This is a genomic window from Rhodococcus sp. MALMAid1271 (genome assembly GCF_049195265.1).
Taxonomy (GTDB): domain Bacteria; phylum Actinomycetota; class Actinomycetes; order Mycobacteriales; family Mycobacteriaceae; genus Rhodococcoides.
Genome location: NZ_JBMIRQ010000049.1, coordinates 74,283 through 87,957, shown reverse-complemented (window position 1 = coordinate 87,957; position 13,675 = coordinate 74,283). Strand labels below are relative to the sequence as shown.

The following is a 13,675-nucleotide window of genomic DNA, read 5'->3' as shown; positions in this document are numbered from 1 at the left end:
GAAGTAATGATCAGTGTGCAGCGTTGAATGCTTCTTCGATCGCAGCGGGAATGCGGCCCCTGTCGCTGATTTTGTGGCCATTGTCTGCGGCCCACTGCCGGACAGCTCTGGTCTGAGCCGGATCACGTGTGGCCCCGCTGTTCGAGGGTGCAGCAGACGGAGCCGTGAGGGTGGGGGAGTGCCGACGCTTACGCCCGCCGACACGGGTCGCGTGCTCGATGTAGTAGCCGATCTTGCGATGAAACTCGCTGGCGTTCTTTGCCTTCAGATCTACGAGGTAGTCGACACCGTTGACGGAGAATTCGATCGTCTCGCCTGAATCGTCGTCGATGACCGAGCCGTCGATATCGTCGACCAATTGGGTGAATACTTTTTTCGCCACGGTTCGATGCGGCCTTTCTCGAGTTGAAGACACACTGCTGTCGACAACCACCCTAACCAGACCGAACCCGCAGGCAGATGCGCCAGATGAGGAAATGCGGAGTAAGCACTTCCTCCGTGTCGACCACCGCACCGCCATTAGGCCGGATTTCGTCTAGTCGACTTGACTAGAAAGTGTCCAATCGACTAGACTAACCTCATGGTTACCGAGCAGCCCACGCGGAAAGTGGTCAAGGCTCTCAAGGCGGCCGGGTTCACCTCGGTCCGCACGGTCGGCTCGCACAGCACGTGGGTCTCGGCCGATGGAGCAGTCAAAGTGACTGTGCCGGAAGGGCACCGGACGATCTCGCCCGGCGTCTACCGCAAGATCCTCGCAGTCATGAAGGAGGCACAGCAGTGAGCAAGACCTACACGGTGTCGGTGACCCGAGACGGCAAGTGGTGGATGATCGCCGTCCCCGAACTCGACGCCCTCACTCAAGCCCGTCGCATCGACGATGTCCCCACCGCAGCGAAAGAACTGATCGCCCTCGAAACCGGAGTCGCACTTGCCGATGTCGAGATCGAGCAGCACATCGAACTCGAACCCGGGGGAGAGGATCTCGCGGTCCGCATCGCCGAGATCGCGACACAGCGAGCACGTCTGGCCGAGGACGAAGCCCGCGTCAAAGCCAGCACCGAAGCCTTCGCGAAGAAACTCGCGTCCGCCCAGGTGCCCGTCCGAGACATCGGATCGCTTCTCGGCGTGACATTTCAGCGAGCCAGCCAACTCGTCAACAGCTGACCACCCAACCATGCGGTCGCGGCGGACGAGACGCTCCCGAGCGGATAGCGGGCCTACCGCTACGAAGGGTCCGACGACCTGATCTACGACACGGGAACCGCGCCCGACGCCGCCGCGTCGAACTAGGTGTGGACCCCATCGAACGCGCGGCCATCATCGACGAGGGCTACGACCCCGACGACCCGACCGTGCGCGATGCCCTGGACGACGTAGTGCGAATCCTCGCCGAGCATCGCCACCTCACCGGCGATCCCGATCTCTCACTCGAGCACGTCCTCGACGCGGCGAGAGCGTACGAGTCGGGCCTGGAGGCGAGGTACGCAGGCAACTCGACATCGAACATGTGTTCGCATAGATTGGGGTGACTGATCCGTTCGGCGAAAGGCGCATCTCATGGCCGGTATCGCCAGCGCTTCGCCCGACCTCACGGGGCTCGACAAGGCCTCCCAGCTCGCAGCGTTGCGCCGACAGATGGCCTCCATCCCTGGTCGTCGTGACCACGCGCCCACGGAGCTGCCCGACCCCATTGCGCCCGTTCAGGAGTCGGTAGCCGCGACGTCCCCAACGGGAGCCGCTACTGCCGAGCCGCTCACGGTCACGCTGCGGGGACGGAGCCTGCGGACCATCCCGACACCCACGCCACTGTCGGAACTGCTGCCACAGGGCGCACTGGCCCGCGGAACGGCCCTGTCGATCACCGGAGCGGGGTCCGTTCTCGTCGGCCTCGTCGCCTCTGCCAGCGCGGCCGGCCATCACGTCGCCCTGATAGGCCTACCCAAATTCGGGCTCCTCGCCGTACACGAACAGGGTGGGAATCTGGCGAAGGTACATCTGATAGATCCCGGCGACGGAGACCCATTGGACGTCGCCAGCATCTGCATCGATGGCATCGATCTGGTTATCAGCACCGTGCACGGCCGCGACGTGCCGCCGACTCGCGCTCGGTCGATTCTGGCTCGAACACGCACGCACGCTGGAGTATTCGCGATCACGGACGGGCGCATGCCCGGTCTGGATCTGACCATCGCCTCTCGGCCCATCGCTTTCGGCGGCATCGAGGGAAGCCGAGGCCGGTTGCGGTCGATCACCATCGAAACCGCCGTCCACGGGCGCGGTATCGCCCAGCGCACCGGCAGATACACCCTGACCGCCCCGAGCTTCGGCGAGCAGGGCCTACGCTGGTCGCCCACCGCCGAGAGCATCCCCGCCGGGACCGAGACGACCCGTCGACTGGCGGCGGCGCAATGACCAGCGACCTGTACGAGAACTGGCCCGTCACGTTCGAACCACCGACCCGCCGGATCGTTGATCCGCCCCAGCGAGTTCTGGTCAATATTTTGTAGACGGGGTTTGCCTCTGACCACTGTGCATCCGATTAGTATCCCGCTGTTTCGGGCCATCACCAACGAGGGTTCGACACCTGCCCGAATCACGCTCGGACCATGAGCTGCCGCTGTAGCGGAGCCACCGCGGATGAGGATTTGGCCCGTCGACAGCCAAGACAGGCTAAAACGTCAGTGCAGTTCGGGAATAAGTCATACACCCCCGAACTGCACTGGTGGGACGTGAAGATCAGCTTCCGGTCCAGTCGACTGAAGTCACACACCTACCTTGGTGGCACTGGCGGTTCGGAGCTGACGGGCTCCGATTCGCGGTTCGGATCGAACGGAATCTCGTTGTCGATGGCATCTCGCATTGTTGCGACCGGCGCTGGCTCATCGGTTGATCGCCGCGCAGTTCCATCGCTGACGGCAGCAACTTCCTCTGCTGACAACGTCACTTTGCCCGCGCGTGGAGCGACCGTGTACCAGTTTTCGGACGGCAAGAAGCCAGCCGACATAAGGTATGTTGCTCCCGGCTCGATCAGTGGGTCATCGTCCAGTAAGTACAACGTACCGTCGGTGCCATACCCGCCTTGCTGATTGACGAGTATTTGGCCCGCGACGTCACCCTTTAGGGTCTGAAGCACCTCAACAGAAAACTGCGTCTCGGGAAACGGCCCAACTGCCTTCGTACCGACTTGCTCAATCACTGTTCCGACGAAGACCGCGTCGGCCCAACCGGCAAGCTGCTGAGGGTCTGTCACATCGAAAGCCGAGTCCATTTCCACTGCTTGTGTGCGCGTAGTCACGCTGGCAGTCGTGCCAGCATCTCCAGGTTGCGTGCCTGCCGAAGTGCTGCAGCCAACTAATACAATGCAGGCGAATAAGCTCGCAACGCCCACCGTGCCGTACTTTGATCCTAAACTTCTGACCTTCATCATGTCATCCCCAGAGTTGACGGTAGGCGGCTTGATCCATGAACTGCGGCGCAAAAACCGATGAGTTTGAAATCGGATCCATCAGCTGACTTTTGCAGTTATGCGCCAAACCGAGCGCATGACCCATCTCGTGTGTCATAACGTTCCGTTGATTACTGGCGTTACCGAGCTTCGCTGTATTCATTTGAATAGTGTCCACCCCAAAGTCGGTGTTGCTGTATAGCCCGGCCCATGTGACGTCCGGACGGTTGGCGTCGGAAATTTCCACATTAGTGAGCGTCGGGTTCACAGGGTCATAGGGGGTAACCTGGACGCTCCCAAGTGCATTCCAAGCAGTGGATGCCTGCGAAATTGCGGTCGTGTATTGGGAAGATGACTGATAGGTGAGTTTGGAGAAGAGGACTGAGCTGTAGCCCAATGTCGGCGGCCTGCGTCCTGACGTCAGATACTGGCCGTTCTGGAAGTTCTGTCCGGAAGCGCCATATGACTCGTAACCATCATTGGACGTTGTTCCATCTTGACACAGGTACTCATCACTGCTCGGGAAGCCCAAGGGTCCAAGCTCGTAGTTCTGCGCAGCCCACTGATCGCGAATGTTACCCCAGGTGGCATAGGCAGATGTGGCTCCGAACTTGTATGTAATCGCGCCGCCCTGGAAGTTGTTGTACCGCCCGCCAGAAGCAGGGCTCTCACGTGTGACCGGGTACCCGAGTCGTCCACGTTCGTCGCTTCGCTTCTCGTACTGATACGGGCCGTTGACATACGTTCTGTACTGACGCGATGGCAAATTAAGCCACTTGTTCATGATCAAGCCGCCGATTTGACGACCTTTGTTTGGGTCGACATTCGGCGACCAGTAAATGCGATTAGTAAACCCGAATTCCTGCCACCGCCCCTCGTTGCTGTTTCCTGCGTAAAGCGGCTCTTCCCAGATGAGGGTGTAGGTCGGCCGGGCGCGTCGGTCCGCAGATAGACGTCGAGGTCTCCCGACGATGGAGGTTTCTACGCCATCCATCCGAAAGACCTCGACGTGTCCGACGCTACCCCGCCGGCCGGCTTCGGCCGCCCTGACCTGACCGCCTTCGCGGCTCATCCCAATCGACCCTGATCGGGTCTGCTGACCCCCGGGACGAGAACGCAGCGACATCACAGCCACCCAACCCCGACCGTCCGGGAAGCCGGGGCACGTCACATGGCCTGTGCTGCGGGCGTGTCGAGTGGGTCGTCCAGGGGCGACGCAGGAGCGTCGACGCGACGTGCTGAGAGGTGGTTCCAACCGAGCGCTAGGACACCGGCTACAGGCATGGCGATAGGTCAGGAACGGCGTCGCTCCCTGCGCAGGAGGGAGCGCAGAGTCTCGGCGTTCGCGTAGCCGACCCGTAGCGCGATCTCGGCGGAGGTGAGGTCCGTGGTTGCTGAGAGGTGCCGCGCTCGTTCGATGCGAAGCCGTTGGACGAAGCCGAGCGGAGTGAGGTTGAGCGCCGCACGGACTCGTCGTTCGAGGGTGCGCCGGCTGGTGCCGAGCGACTGCGCGACGAAGGCGACGTTGAACGGTTCGTCCAGGCGGGCGCGCACGAAGCGTTCGAACTCGACGACGATCGGGTCCTCGTGCCGGAGATGTTCGTAGGCGACGAAGGCCGCCTGCGACGGACGCTCGTCGATGATGAGGAGCTTGGCGACATGTTGGGCCAGGTCGGGGCTGATCGATCGCACGAGTGAGAGCGCGAGGTCGATGTGGGCGAACGCGGCGCCGGCGGTGACGAGGTTCCCGTCGACCACGACCATGGTGTCGAGATCGAGGGCGACGGTCGGATAGCGCTTCAGGAACTCCGGCCCCAGGAACCAGCTGGTCGTCGCCCGCCGATGATGCATCCGTCCGGTCTCGGCGACGGCGAACACGCCGGTGCACGCCGCGGCGATCCGGGTGGTCGCGTCGTCGAGGCGCCCGAGTGAGGCGATGACCGAACGTGCATCTCGGCTCTGGAGGGCGTCGTGGGTCGCGGCGGCCGTGAGGGTTCCAAGCGCAGGGACGACGACCACGTCGAACTCTGCGGACTCCGACAGCGGGTGGTCTACCGACAGGGTCATCGATGTTGTCGTGGTCACTCGCCGTTTCGGTCCGAGGATGGCGAGTTCGATCGGGTCGATCCGCGGGTCGACATCGCCGCGGGCTCCGTCGGCCACCCGCACGATGTCGATGACCGACGCGACCGCCGAACCGAAGCAGCCGTCGATCGCGATCAGTCCGATACGCATGGCGCGAACAATAGCAATACTGTCGTATACGCCACTCCCCACCGGCCCTTGCTCGTCGTACGCTGAACTCGCCCCACGAAGAACCCCGACTTCAAGGAGAACCCCTCATGTCCACGCCCGCATCACTTCCGTATGCCTTCGTCGCCAAGATCGTCGCGGCCGATGGACAGCACGACGCGCTCGCCGATCTGCTCGCCGGCGCTGTCGCTCTCGCCAACGAAGAAGTAGGAACGATTGTCTGGTTCGCGGCTAGGACCCACGCCGACACCTTCTGGATCTTCGATGCATTCCCCGACGAGGCCGCTCGCGACGCCCACGCCAACGGCGCCATCGTCGCAGCCCTGATGGCCAACCAGCACCTCCTCGGGGCAGCACCCGAGATCCTGGCGGCCGACGTCCTCGCGTCCAAGCTCCCGTAGTCCGCCAACGCACGAGACGATCGCGCCCCGTCGAGCCGTCGGACCCGACCGCCTCGACACCCGCACCACGTTGACGATCCCCGACGGGCCGATCACGAGGAGGCCAGGCAACACCAGGCGCAAGCCTGGAGCGGCACTGTTTCACCGGTGGTCATCGAGAGAGCCAGCGCGGTTTCATGGCAGCGCAACTGTGTCAACTTGCCCTCCGTCCCGCGAGGCGCCGTGGGCGGGTCGTGGTTGCGATCCGTTGCCGTGACGGGAGACGCGTTGCGCGTCGCAGCGATGACGGGTCGTTGGCGTTCCGGGGCGTTGCGTTCGTGCGCGTCGCGCGTGCGGCATGGAGCATCTCGCTGCGCACACAACGATCGCTGCGCCGACGCACCGTTGACACCTCGCACGTCCAGGTCGCGACACAACGCCACGCTGCGTTGCCGAGCGGAGCGAGGCCTATCGGCACACGGACAGGATGCCGGCCGCGAGCGCTCAGCAGGCGAGGGGTCCGTCGCAGAGGAGAGCGACGTCGGTGTCGGGCAGAGCCGTGAGGCCAGCGCATCGCGCGACCACCAGAACCGAACCGCCCCTGCCCTGCGTTTGCGCAGGTCAGGGGCTGTTCGCCGGAGCCGCCTGTCGGAATCGAACCGACGACCTAATCACGTCGGCTCTGCGTCTATCGCTTGATGCGCCCACTGGGTGAACGAGCCGCTGACCTGCGCAAACGCCGAGCGTGGGGGACGCTGCCATCCGACGACGACCGACCAGTACCGACCGTTTTACCGGAGTTTCACCGGAGCTCGCGGCGGCGTCGAAGCCGAGCAAGCTCCATTCTTTAGCTCACCGCGCCTTGCTCCTCGCCGGTCCCGTCGTCGTCGAAGACGTTTCAGGGCTCTTCCCAGGTCAGGGTGTGGGTCGGCCGGGCGCGTCGGTCCGCAGATAGACGTCGAGGTCTCCCGACGATGGAGGTTCCTACGCCATCCATCCGAAAGACCTCGACGTGTCCGACGCTACCCCGCCGGCCGGCTTCGGCCGCCCTGACCTGACCGCCTTCGCTCGACTCGACGGCCTCGGTCTGAGCGTGACCGGGCAACGACTTGAACCGGATCGTGCGGTCCTCGCGTGCCGCGTGGTGGAACCAGATCAGTGGTGCCGACGGTGCGGCAGCGAAGGCGCTGCTCGTGACACCGTGATCCGGCGGTTGGCCCACGAGCCACTGGGCTGGCGACCGACCGTGCTGGAAGTTGTAGTGCGCCGCTACCGCTGTGCCGACTGCGGACACGTGTGGCGCCAAGACACCAGCGCCGCGGCGGAGCCACGCGCGAAGCTCTCGCGCACCGGGTTGCGGTGGGCGCTGGAAGGGATCGTGGTCGCACACCTCACCGTCGCCCGTGTCGCCGAGGGACTCGGGGTCGCGTGGGACACCGCCAACAACGCGGTCCTGGCCGAAGGCAAGCGGCTGCTGATCAACGACCCCACGCGGTTCGAGGGCGTGAAGGTCATTGGCGTCGATGAGCACGTCTGGCGCCACACCAGGCGTGGCGACAAGTACGTCACCGTGATCATCGACCTCACCCCGGTCCGCGATGGCTCCGGCCCAGCAAGGCTGCTGGACATGGTCGAGGGCCGGTCGAAGGCGGCGTTCAAGACCTGGCTCGCCGACCGCGACGACGCCTTCCGTGACGCGGTCGAGGTGGTCGCGATGGACGGCTTCACCGGGTTCAAGACCGCCGCTGCGGAGGAGATCCCGGACGCGGTCACGGTGATGGATCCCTTCCACGTCGTGCGCCTGGCCGGTGACGCCCTCGACAGGTGTCGGCGCCGGGTCCAACTCGCGATCCACGGGCACCGTGGGTTCAGGGACGACCCGCTCTACAAGTCGCGGCGCACGCTGCACACCGGCGCGGACCTGCTTACCGACAAGCAGAGCGACAGGCTACGCGCGCTGTTCGTTGATGACGCTCACGTCGAGGTCGAGGCGACCTGGGGTGTCTACCAGCGCATGATCGCCGCCTATCGCCACGAGGACCGGCAACGTGGCCGCGAGCTCATGGAGAAGCTGATCACCGACCTCAGCGCCGGCGTCCCCAAGGTGCTCACCGAGCTCACCACCCTGGGCCGGACCCTGAAGAAGCGAGCCGCCGACGTGCTCGCCTACTTCGAACGACCTGGCACCAGCAACGGGCCGACCGAGGCGCTCAACGGACGGCTCGAACACCTGCGCGGCTCCGCACTCGGGTTCCGCAACCTGACCAACTACATCGCCCGAAGCCTGCTCGAGACCGGCGGCTTCAGACCCCAACTCCTACACCCCCGATTGGGATGAGCCCGTAAAGCTCGCCACTGGTGGGTTCTCCGATACTCGAGGTGCCGCCTTGGCCGTATTGGTTAGCACCAGAAAGGAAATCGATAAATTCGCGTTCGATGGAGCCGAATACCCACTGGTTGTTGCGAAATTGATCGGCGTTCGCAACGCCAGGTGTAGAAACTAGCAATGCAAGGGATGTAATTAACGCACCGATAAGTGACATTCTTCGAGCGACAATTTGATTTCGCGTCCGATGCTGCCTGAAGCGGACATTGATCAATGGGCTTGGATCGCCAATATGCGACTTGAGAGGTAGCCTGCTCGGTTTCATGGAGCTCCCACAGTAAAGGGCATCAAGGACGAACCGAACAGTACGGTCAGTTTGCCCACCGTTGGAGAGACACGCGAACACGAGTTTGGTCACAATTCGGTCACCGTGACCGCCGCCAACTCGACGGCGGCTAGACTTCGAACGCATGAGCAATACAGGTTCTCGGTGGCTACGGCCAGCTGTCCTGCTGGTTCTAATCGGCGTCTTGCTCGTTGGTGTTGCATTTGGGGCGACCAGCCAGGTTGGGCTCGGTCGCTCGGCCTCAGAAATTTGCGAGAATGCTTATCCGGGGGCTGTCGACGTCGAGTCCAGTCGTCCCCTCCTACCGCTAGTCGTCGTGCGTTGCGCTGCACAGGATTTTGACACGCGTGTGGAGACTCATGAATTTGATCCGCTGTCAACGCTTGTCCTCGCGGCTGGGATCGCAAGCATTGTCGTTGGTGTATCTGCCATCCGACGTCAAAAGCTGAACGAGTCATCTCAAAAAGGACAGCGGTGAACATACTCGGAGTGGTCTGGTCTGATTCGCTGTGTGAGAACTCGAATTAATTCTGGTCGGAGGATACTTCCTCCCCGACGCCCAGTATCTTGCAGCTTTATCGGTGGATCGAGGCTTAGCGGTCCTGCCGGCCACACGCGCCCACGACAGCGTCCGCGGAGCTCGAGCGTGACTGCAGGGAGGTCACCCCTGACGTTGTTTCCAGTTCTTTCCGTAGGGCGTGGTTGTCGAGTGTTAGCCGCTGGATGACGGCCAGTGCGAGGGTGAGGTCTTGAGTCAGCGCCGCGTTGTCTCGTTGCACGCGTTTGTTGGAGGCAAGGAGTTCGGTCCGGTCGTCATGCCGTGTGGCGACGGGAGCTGCGACGGAAGCGGCTCTGAGTTCGGCAGCGATAGCGGGGTAGTGCCGCCAGAAGGTTGCGTTGGACAGACCCAGTCGACGGGCAAGGCCGATGACAGTGGCGCGGCCGCCGGCCGATGCTGCGTCTTCGATGTGCTCTGTCATCACTCGACGGACGTCCTGCTCGCTCGGGAGGTCGATGCGTTTACTCATCGGATTGAGTTCGGATCGTGTCGGTCGACGAACTGATTTATCTGCTCACTCCGTTGCCGTAGTCGATGCTGCAGCAACGGAGGCAGCGACGGTGTTCGTTCGAGCTCGCGCTCGATATCGGAGCTCTCCGAACGCAACTCGTCGAGGTTGCCTGAGGTGAGCGCGACGTTGCGGCATTCGAGAGGTCGACAACCACCGAGCGTCGGCGCGTTCTGGCCCGAAAGGTTTTGTGCGCGTGTGCACAGTGCCTTGTCCGGATCGTAGACGCAGGTGGCGTATCGGCCTGGATAGATTGCTGGGTCGAATCGGCGTATCAAGCGGTCGTGCCGACGCCGGTCGGTGACGACCTGTCCTTGGTATCGGATATTCGACTCGAGCTCGCTCAGACGTCGGCGGGCTTCGTCGGCGGCGGGTCCAACGAGATCGGTGTGTTCGTGGGCATCGATCATTGCCATCAGACCCTCCCCTCGGGCAAGGGCCTCCTCTGACTCGACTTCGGCGCGGAAACCGCTATCCGATGTGCCGGCGTAGCCCTCGAACATCTGGACAGCTTGGTGGCGATATTGAATTGCCCCGGCAATGGATCCGCCGGGTTGGCGTGCGATGAACCAGGCGAGTGTTCGTCTGAACTGGCGGGTTGTCAGCCGCCACGTTTGGGCATTCACAGCCGGAATGTCCTCTGCGAGATCATGTGCGCGACAATAGCCATCGATCCAGGACACCAGATTGTTGATGTGGTCGTTCGTGGTCTTGGTCAAATTGACGTGAGCGGCGGTTTTGCCGATCCGCACAGCGGTGCCATGAGTTGAGGGTGCGAACAGCCGGGTTTCGTTACGGGGTTGGAGGAGTTCGAGGACCGCCACGGCGCGGGCGGCCGGAGCGCCGACAACCCAGGTCGCTTGCACTCCGGTGGGGTCGCGTTCACCTTTGAACGCCAGGCTGGTGATCATCCACCGGTAGGGCCTGCCGTGAGGGTCACGTTTGACGCTGATGCAGCCCCGCTGCAGATGCTTGATCTCGCTGTCACGCATGCCGGACAGGAACGCGATGATCACGTAGCAGGCTGCGCTCAGCGCCGACAGCAGGTGCAAGATCCCGGCCTGCCGATCACGCCGATTGAACAGGATGCGGTCAATCCAGGGGGACCCGTTGATCCGTCCGTTGATCACCACGTCACACGAGACATCGTTGTCGACCCCGACCAGTCGAGCTGTGTCCTCGATGAGGTCATGGTAAGTCCGCAAGGTCGAGCGATCGCATCCAAGCAGGCGGGACAGGTGGCGAAAGCTCGGTTGGCCGTTGTGTCCCGGTAGTGGGCGTTCTGCGTCACGGTATTCAGCTAACAGATGGACCAGATCCTTCTCTACCCAACGCCTTGCCTCGGGCGGAACTACCCCTTCTTGCAATCGAACTCGTCGCCACTCGCGGTCTGCCGCGAGAATGTCCGATGCAAACTCATCGACGAACCGCAGACTCCAGGTGAGTAGGGGTCCGAGCACCGCCTCCGGAATTCTGGCGGTCGCGTTGTCTGGCCCGCTCCTGTCGCCGGACTCGCTCCAACCATCGATGTGGTACGGGTCGAAAGTCAGCTGATCGGTAACCATGAGTCCGCGGTAGCGATAGAGCGACCGAACCGAACTGCGATAGCGATCACGAACCGTGAGAGTGGGTTGCGTCGCGAGCAAATGCAGTTGGTACGCAATCAAATCGGAAGGTTGCAACTCCGATAGCAGCGGCTGGCGCAGGTTGGGTCGCGAAGCGAGCCAGGAGAAGAAGTGGCGGAGCGTGGGCAACATCGAGGCAATCGTCGCTACCTTCGGTAAGCCGCGTCCTCTGGCGGGTGCAGGCCCGCCCAGCAGCCCGATGAAAAGTTCTTTGGCCACGGTGCGATAGACAGACGGCACGGATGTGAAGTCGAGGATCAGAGCAACATGATGTTGCTGAAAGAAAGCTGGACTGAGATCCCAGACGTCCTCTACGAATCGGGAAGCTCGGCTGAGTTCTGTCTCCGGGCGCACCGGCCGCCCGTTCAGTACGCATCGTTCGTCGAACGGGTGCGACGTCGACGGTTGAGGGTGGGCGTTGGTCATGTTTGCTCCCATGGTGATTCGACGAGATCGAGAAGTGCATCGGTGGGTTTGATCTCCGTTGCCGCCAGGATCTCGGACCGATTGAACTTCGAGAGAACGTCATGGCGGATGGCCGCCCACGTCGGTCCGTATCGGACCCACCAATCGGCCTCCGACAGCTGATCGCGGCGGGCCGCCAGCGCATCGAGCAATCCGAGCAGTCCAGGAAGGTGATCAGGCGTGATCACGCAGTTTCCGCAGTGAAAGCAGTCGAGAAACGATGCGCGACAGCTTCTCCCGGTGGCGGGATGGTGGTCGTGATCCCGGCAGGCTGACCAGGCGGTATCGGCTGCGTCTGTGTGCGTCGGCGGGGTATCCCCGTGAGGATTGGTGGCGGAGCGTTCCGGCTGCACGTTCAGTGTGCCTCCTGCAACGTGCAGCGCCCGTCTGTGTGCTGCCAGAGCGCTCGATTCGGCGTCGCTGACGGCAGCCGCAACAACGGTGTGTGCCCATTCCTGTGTTGTCGGGTCTCCGCGTAGATAGTTCCGGAACAGAACCGGGATGGTGTTGCTCCGGGCAGCGGACGGGAGGTGACCGCCGATCTGTTTGGTACGGCGCACGTCTGCCGTGGTCTTGATCCGGTTGCCGGTGACCGCAAGCGGAGCCGGGGGCGTTCCGTCGACGACGTCAGCGTGGAGGCAATGCCGGGTGCGCCATCCGGCAAGGTTGATTGCTGTCGCGGTCAGTTCGCGAGCGAATGGGTCGAAATGTTCTTCGATACCGCGAAGGCCGGTGTTGTGGCCGCTACGCCAGATCGACCAAACGGATGCGCTGCCAGAAGTGTTCCTGCTGCGAGTGGTCAGTTCGTGTAGCAGTAGGTAAAGACCGCCGGGATAGTGCAGTTCGCGACCCGGTGGCCCGATCTCCCACGTCGCGGTCTCGAACCATCGGTGATTGCCGCGGCGGCGTTTGATGACACGGACTTCGACGGCGCGTGTCTCCAGGATTCGGTGTTCCCAGGGGAGCTCTTTGATGGTTTCGATATTGCGGCCGGTCAGCGCCACCATCAACACGAGCATTGGCGCGAGGTCCCGGATCGTCATATAGAGCCGGCTCGCAAGCTCCAGTCTGACGACGTGCGCGCTGAAGCTCCGGCTCGGGGGTACGACTCCTGATTCCGCAATCGCGACGAGCTCTTTGTCGCCCTCCAAGCCTTCCTGTTCACCCGTTTGTCCTATTGCAGCTTCCGAGAGTCGAATTCGATCGCGCAATGCGGTGATGTCTGACCGAGCGGCTGAGAGAATACGATCGAACTCTCCGTCCGAGTAGCCAGGTTGGCCAATCCGGGTCTGCCCGATTTGGCGGCAGGTGTAGTCGATCACTGATGAATTCACCGTATCGACCAGCGGTGGCAACGTCAGGAACTGTCCGAAAAGTGCGATGCCTCGCCAGGCGTAGACGTCCTTCTGCGTGATTCTGCGCTGGTTGTAGACAGATTGGAGGTGGGCGGTCTCCAGCAACGGTGGTCCGGTCGGTGGATCCGGCAGTTCCGAGAGGGATCGCAGCATGGATCGCACCCTCGTAACCAGTCCCTTCGCTGAGCTGAGCGTCCTGCTGCGTCCCGTCGCCCCGAGGGCAAGGGCCAGAGCCTCTGCAACTGCCGTGTGCCAACCGGGCAGCGCCATCTTCGCGACGTCCACCAGCAGAGTCCGGCCGTCTTCACCATCGAATCGGACCGTGAGGCCGGAGGCGATGGCGTGTTCGCCTTCGGTCGGTGTGTACGGGCCAGATGGGAGCATCGCGCGGCGCCCGGTGCCGGTACTGCCGC

At 62.8% G+C, this 13,675-nt stretch carries 13 protein-coding genes; 6 read left to right on the top strand and 7 right to left on the bottom strand.

The genetic code is table 11. The features are described from left to right. Positions 1-10 precede the first annotated feature (10 nt). Positions 11-382 carry a histone-like nucleoid-structuring protein Lsr2 gene (locus tag ACOQFP_RS04545; protein WP_421583622.1) on the bottom strand — a complete coding sequence of 124 codons (372 nt, stop codon included), beginning with the start codon at positions 380-382 and terminating at the stop codon, positions 11-13. A 198-nt stretch (positions 383-580) separates the two neighbouring features. Between ACOQFP_RS04545 and ACOQFP_RS04540 the strand changes: the two genes are divergently transcribed. The 4 genes from ACOQFP_RS04540 to ACOQFP_RS04525 all read left to right on the top strand — a co-directional run bounded on the left by ACOQFP_RS04540 (position 581) and on the right by ACOQFP_RS04525 (position 2,412). Then, positions 581-781 (top strand): type II toxin-antitoxin system HicA family toxin, encoded by a 201-nt coding sequence (locus ACOQFP_RS04540; RefSeq protein WP_421583621.1) that lies wholly within the window; start codon positions 581-583, stop codon positions 779-781. Then, positions 778-1,164, top strand: coding sequence for a HicB family toxin-antitoxin system (locus tag ACOQFP_RS04535; protein WP_421583620.1), 387 nt, complete (start codon positions 778-780; stop codon positions 1,162-1,164). Before ACOQFP_RS04540 ends, ACOQFP_RS04535 begins: the two co-directional genes overlap by 4 nt. Positions 1,165-1,292: 128 nt before the next feature. Further along, positions 1,293-1,529, top strand: a complete 237-nt coding sequence (locus tag ACOQFP_RS04530; RefSeq protein ID WP_421583619.1) for a hypothetical protein — start codon at positions 1,293-1,295, stop codon at positions 1,527-1,529. A 28-nt stretch (positions 1,530-1,557) separates the two neighbouring features. After that, positions 1,558-2,412 (top strand): hypothetical protein, encoded by an 855-nt coding sequence (locus tag ACOQFP_RS04525; protein WP_421583618.1) that lies wholly within the window; start codon positions 1,558-1,560, stop codon positions 2,410-2,412. 358 nt (positions 2,413-2,770) lie between these two features. On the opposite strand, the gene ACOQFP_RS04520 is transcribed toward ACOQFP_RS04525, so the two are convergent. From ACOQFP_RS04520 to ACOQFP_RS04510, 3 genes are all read right to left on the bottom strand, one after another. Beyond that, the gene (locus ACOQFP_RS04520) at positions 2,771-3,295 is read right to left on the bottom strand and encodes a hypothetical protein (protein WP_141216750.1); all 525 of its coding nucleotides are present in this window, start codon (positions 3,293-3,295) and stop codon (positions 2,771-2,773) included. Between the two features lie 133 nt (positions 3,296-3,428). Next, positions 3,429-4,517: a matrixin family metalloprotease gene (locus tag ACOQFP_RS04515; RefSeq protein ID WP_421583617.1), complete on the bottom strand. Its 1,089-nt coding sequence runs from the start codon at positions 4,515-4,517 to the stop codon at positions 3,429-3,431. A 221-nt stretch (positions 4,518-4,738) separates the two neighbouring features. After that, positions 4,739-5,680, bottom strand: a complete 942-nt coding sequence (locus ACOQFP_RS04510) for a GlxA family transcriptional regulator (protein ID WP_421583616.1) — start codon at positions 5,678-5,680, stop codon at positions 4,739-4,741. A 107-nt stretch (positions 5,681-5,787) separates the two neighbouring features. Between ACOQFP_RS04510 and ACOQFP_RS04505 the strand changes: the two genes are divergently transcribed. Further along, a complete protein-coding gene (locus tag ACOQFP_RS04505) occupies positions 5,788-6,099 on the top strand; it encodes a putative quinol monooxygenase (protein WP_006247389.1) in 312 nt (103 codons plus the stop codon). 991 nt (positions 6,100-7,090) lie between these two features. After that, positions 7,091-8,416 (top strand): ISL3-like element ISPfr2 family transposase, encoded by a 1,326-nt coding sequence (locus ACOQFP_RS04500; RefSeq protein WP_099040036.1) that lies wholly within the window; start codon positions 7,091-7,093, stop codon positions 8,414-8,416. Positions 8,417-9,343: 927 nt separating this feature from the next. Here ACOQFP_RS04500 and ACOQFP_RS04495 read toward each other — a convergent pair. From ACOQFP_RS04495 to ACOQFP_RS04485, 3 genes are read right to left on the bottom strand one after another with little or no spacing between them, the layout of a single operon-like run. Further along, positions 9,344-9,778, bottom strand: a complete 435-nt coding sequence (locus ACOQFP_RS04495; protein WP_042940335.1) for a hypothetical protein — start codon at positions 9,776-9,778, stop codon at positions 9,344-9,346. After that, positions 9,775-11,868: a hypothetical protein gene (locus ACOQFP_RS04490; protein ID WP_094642678.1), complete on the bottom strand. Its 2,094-nt coding sequence runs from the start codon at positions 11,866-11,868 to the stop codon at positions 9,775-9,777. Before ACOQFP_RS04490 ends, ACOQFP_RS04495 begins: the two co-directional genes overlap by 4 nt. After that, positions 11,865-13,646, bottom strand: a complete 1,782-nt coding sequence (locus ACOQFP_RS04485; protein WP_141215008.1) for a hypothetical protein — start codon at positions 13,644-13,646, stop codon at positions 11,865-11,867. Before ACOQFP_RS04485 ends, ACOQFP_RS04490 begins: the two co-directional genes overlap by 4 nt. Positions 13,647-13,675 lie beyond the last annotated feature (29 nt).

Excerpts from the sequence above, each read along its gene's own strand:
- ACOQFP_RS04510 (WP_421583616.1), bottom strand. The coding sequence starts at position 5,680 with ATGCGTATCGGACTGATCGCGATCGACGGCTGCTTCGGTTCGGCGGTC.
- ACOQFP_RS04540 (WP_421583621.1), top strand. The coding sequence starts at position 581 with ATGGTTACCGAGCAGCCCACGCGGAAAGTGGTCAAGGCTCTCAAGGCG.
- ACOQFP_RS04495 (WP_042940335.1), bottom strand. The coding sequence starts at position 9,778 with ATGAGTAAACGCATCGACCTCCCGAGCGAGCAGGACGTCCGTCGAGTG.
- ACOQFP_RS04515 (WP_421583617.1), bottom strand. The coding sequence starts at position 4,517 with ATGAGCCGCGAAGGCGGTCAGGTCAGGGCGGCCGAAGCCGGCCGGCGG.
- ACOQFP_RS04525 (WP_421583618.1), top strand. The coding sequence starts at position 1,558 with ATGGCCGGTATCGCCAGCGCTTCGCCCGACCTCACGGGGCTCGACAAG.
- ACOQFP_RS04505 (WP_006247389.1), top strand. The coding sequence starts at position 5,788 with ATGTCCACGCCCGCATCACTTCCGTATGCCTTCGTCGCCAAGATCGTC.
- ACOQFP_RS04490 (WP_094642678.1), bottom strand. The coding sequence starts at position 11,868 with ATGACCAACGCCCACCCTCAACCGTCGACGTCGCACCCGTTCGACGAA.
- ACOQFP_RS04485 (WP_141215008.1), bottom strand. The coding sequence starts at position 13,646 with ATGCTCCCATCTGGCCCGTACACACCGACCGAAGGCGAACACGCCATC.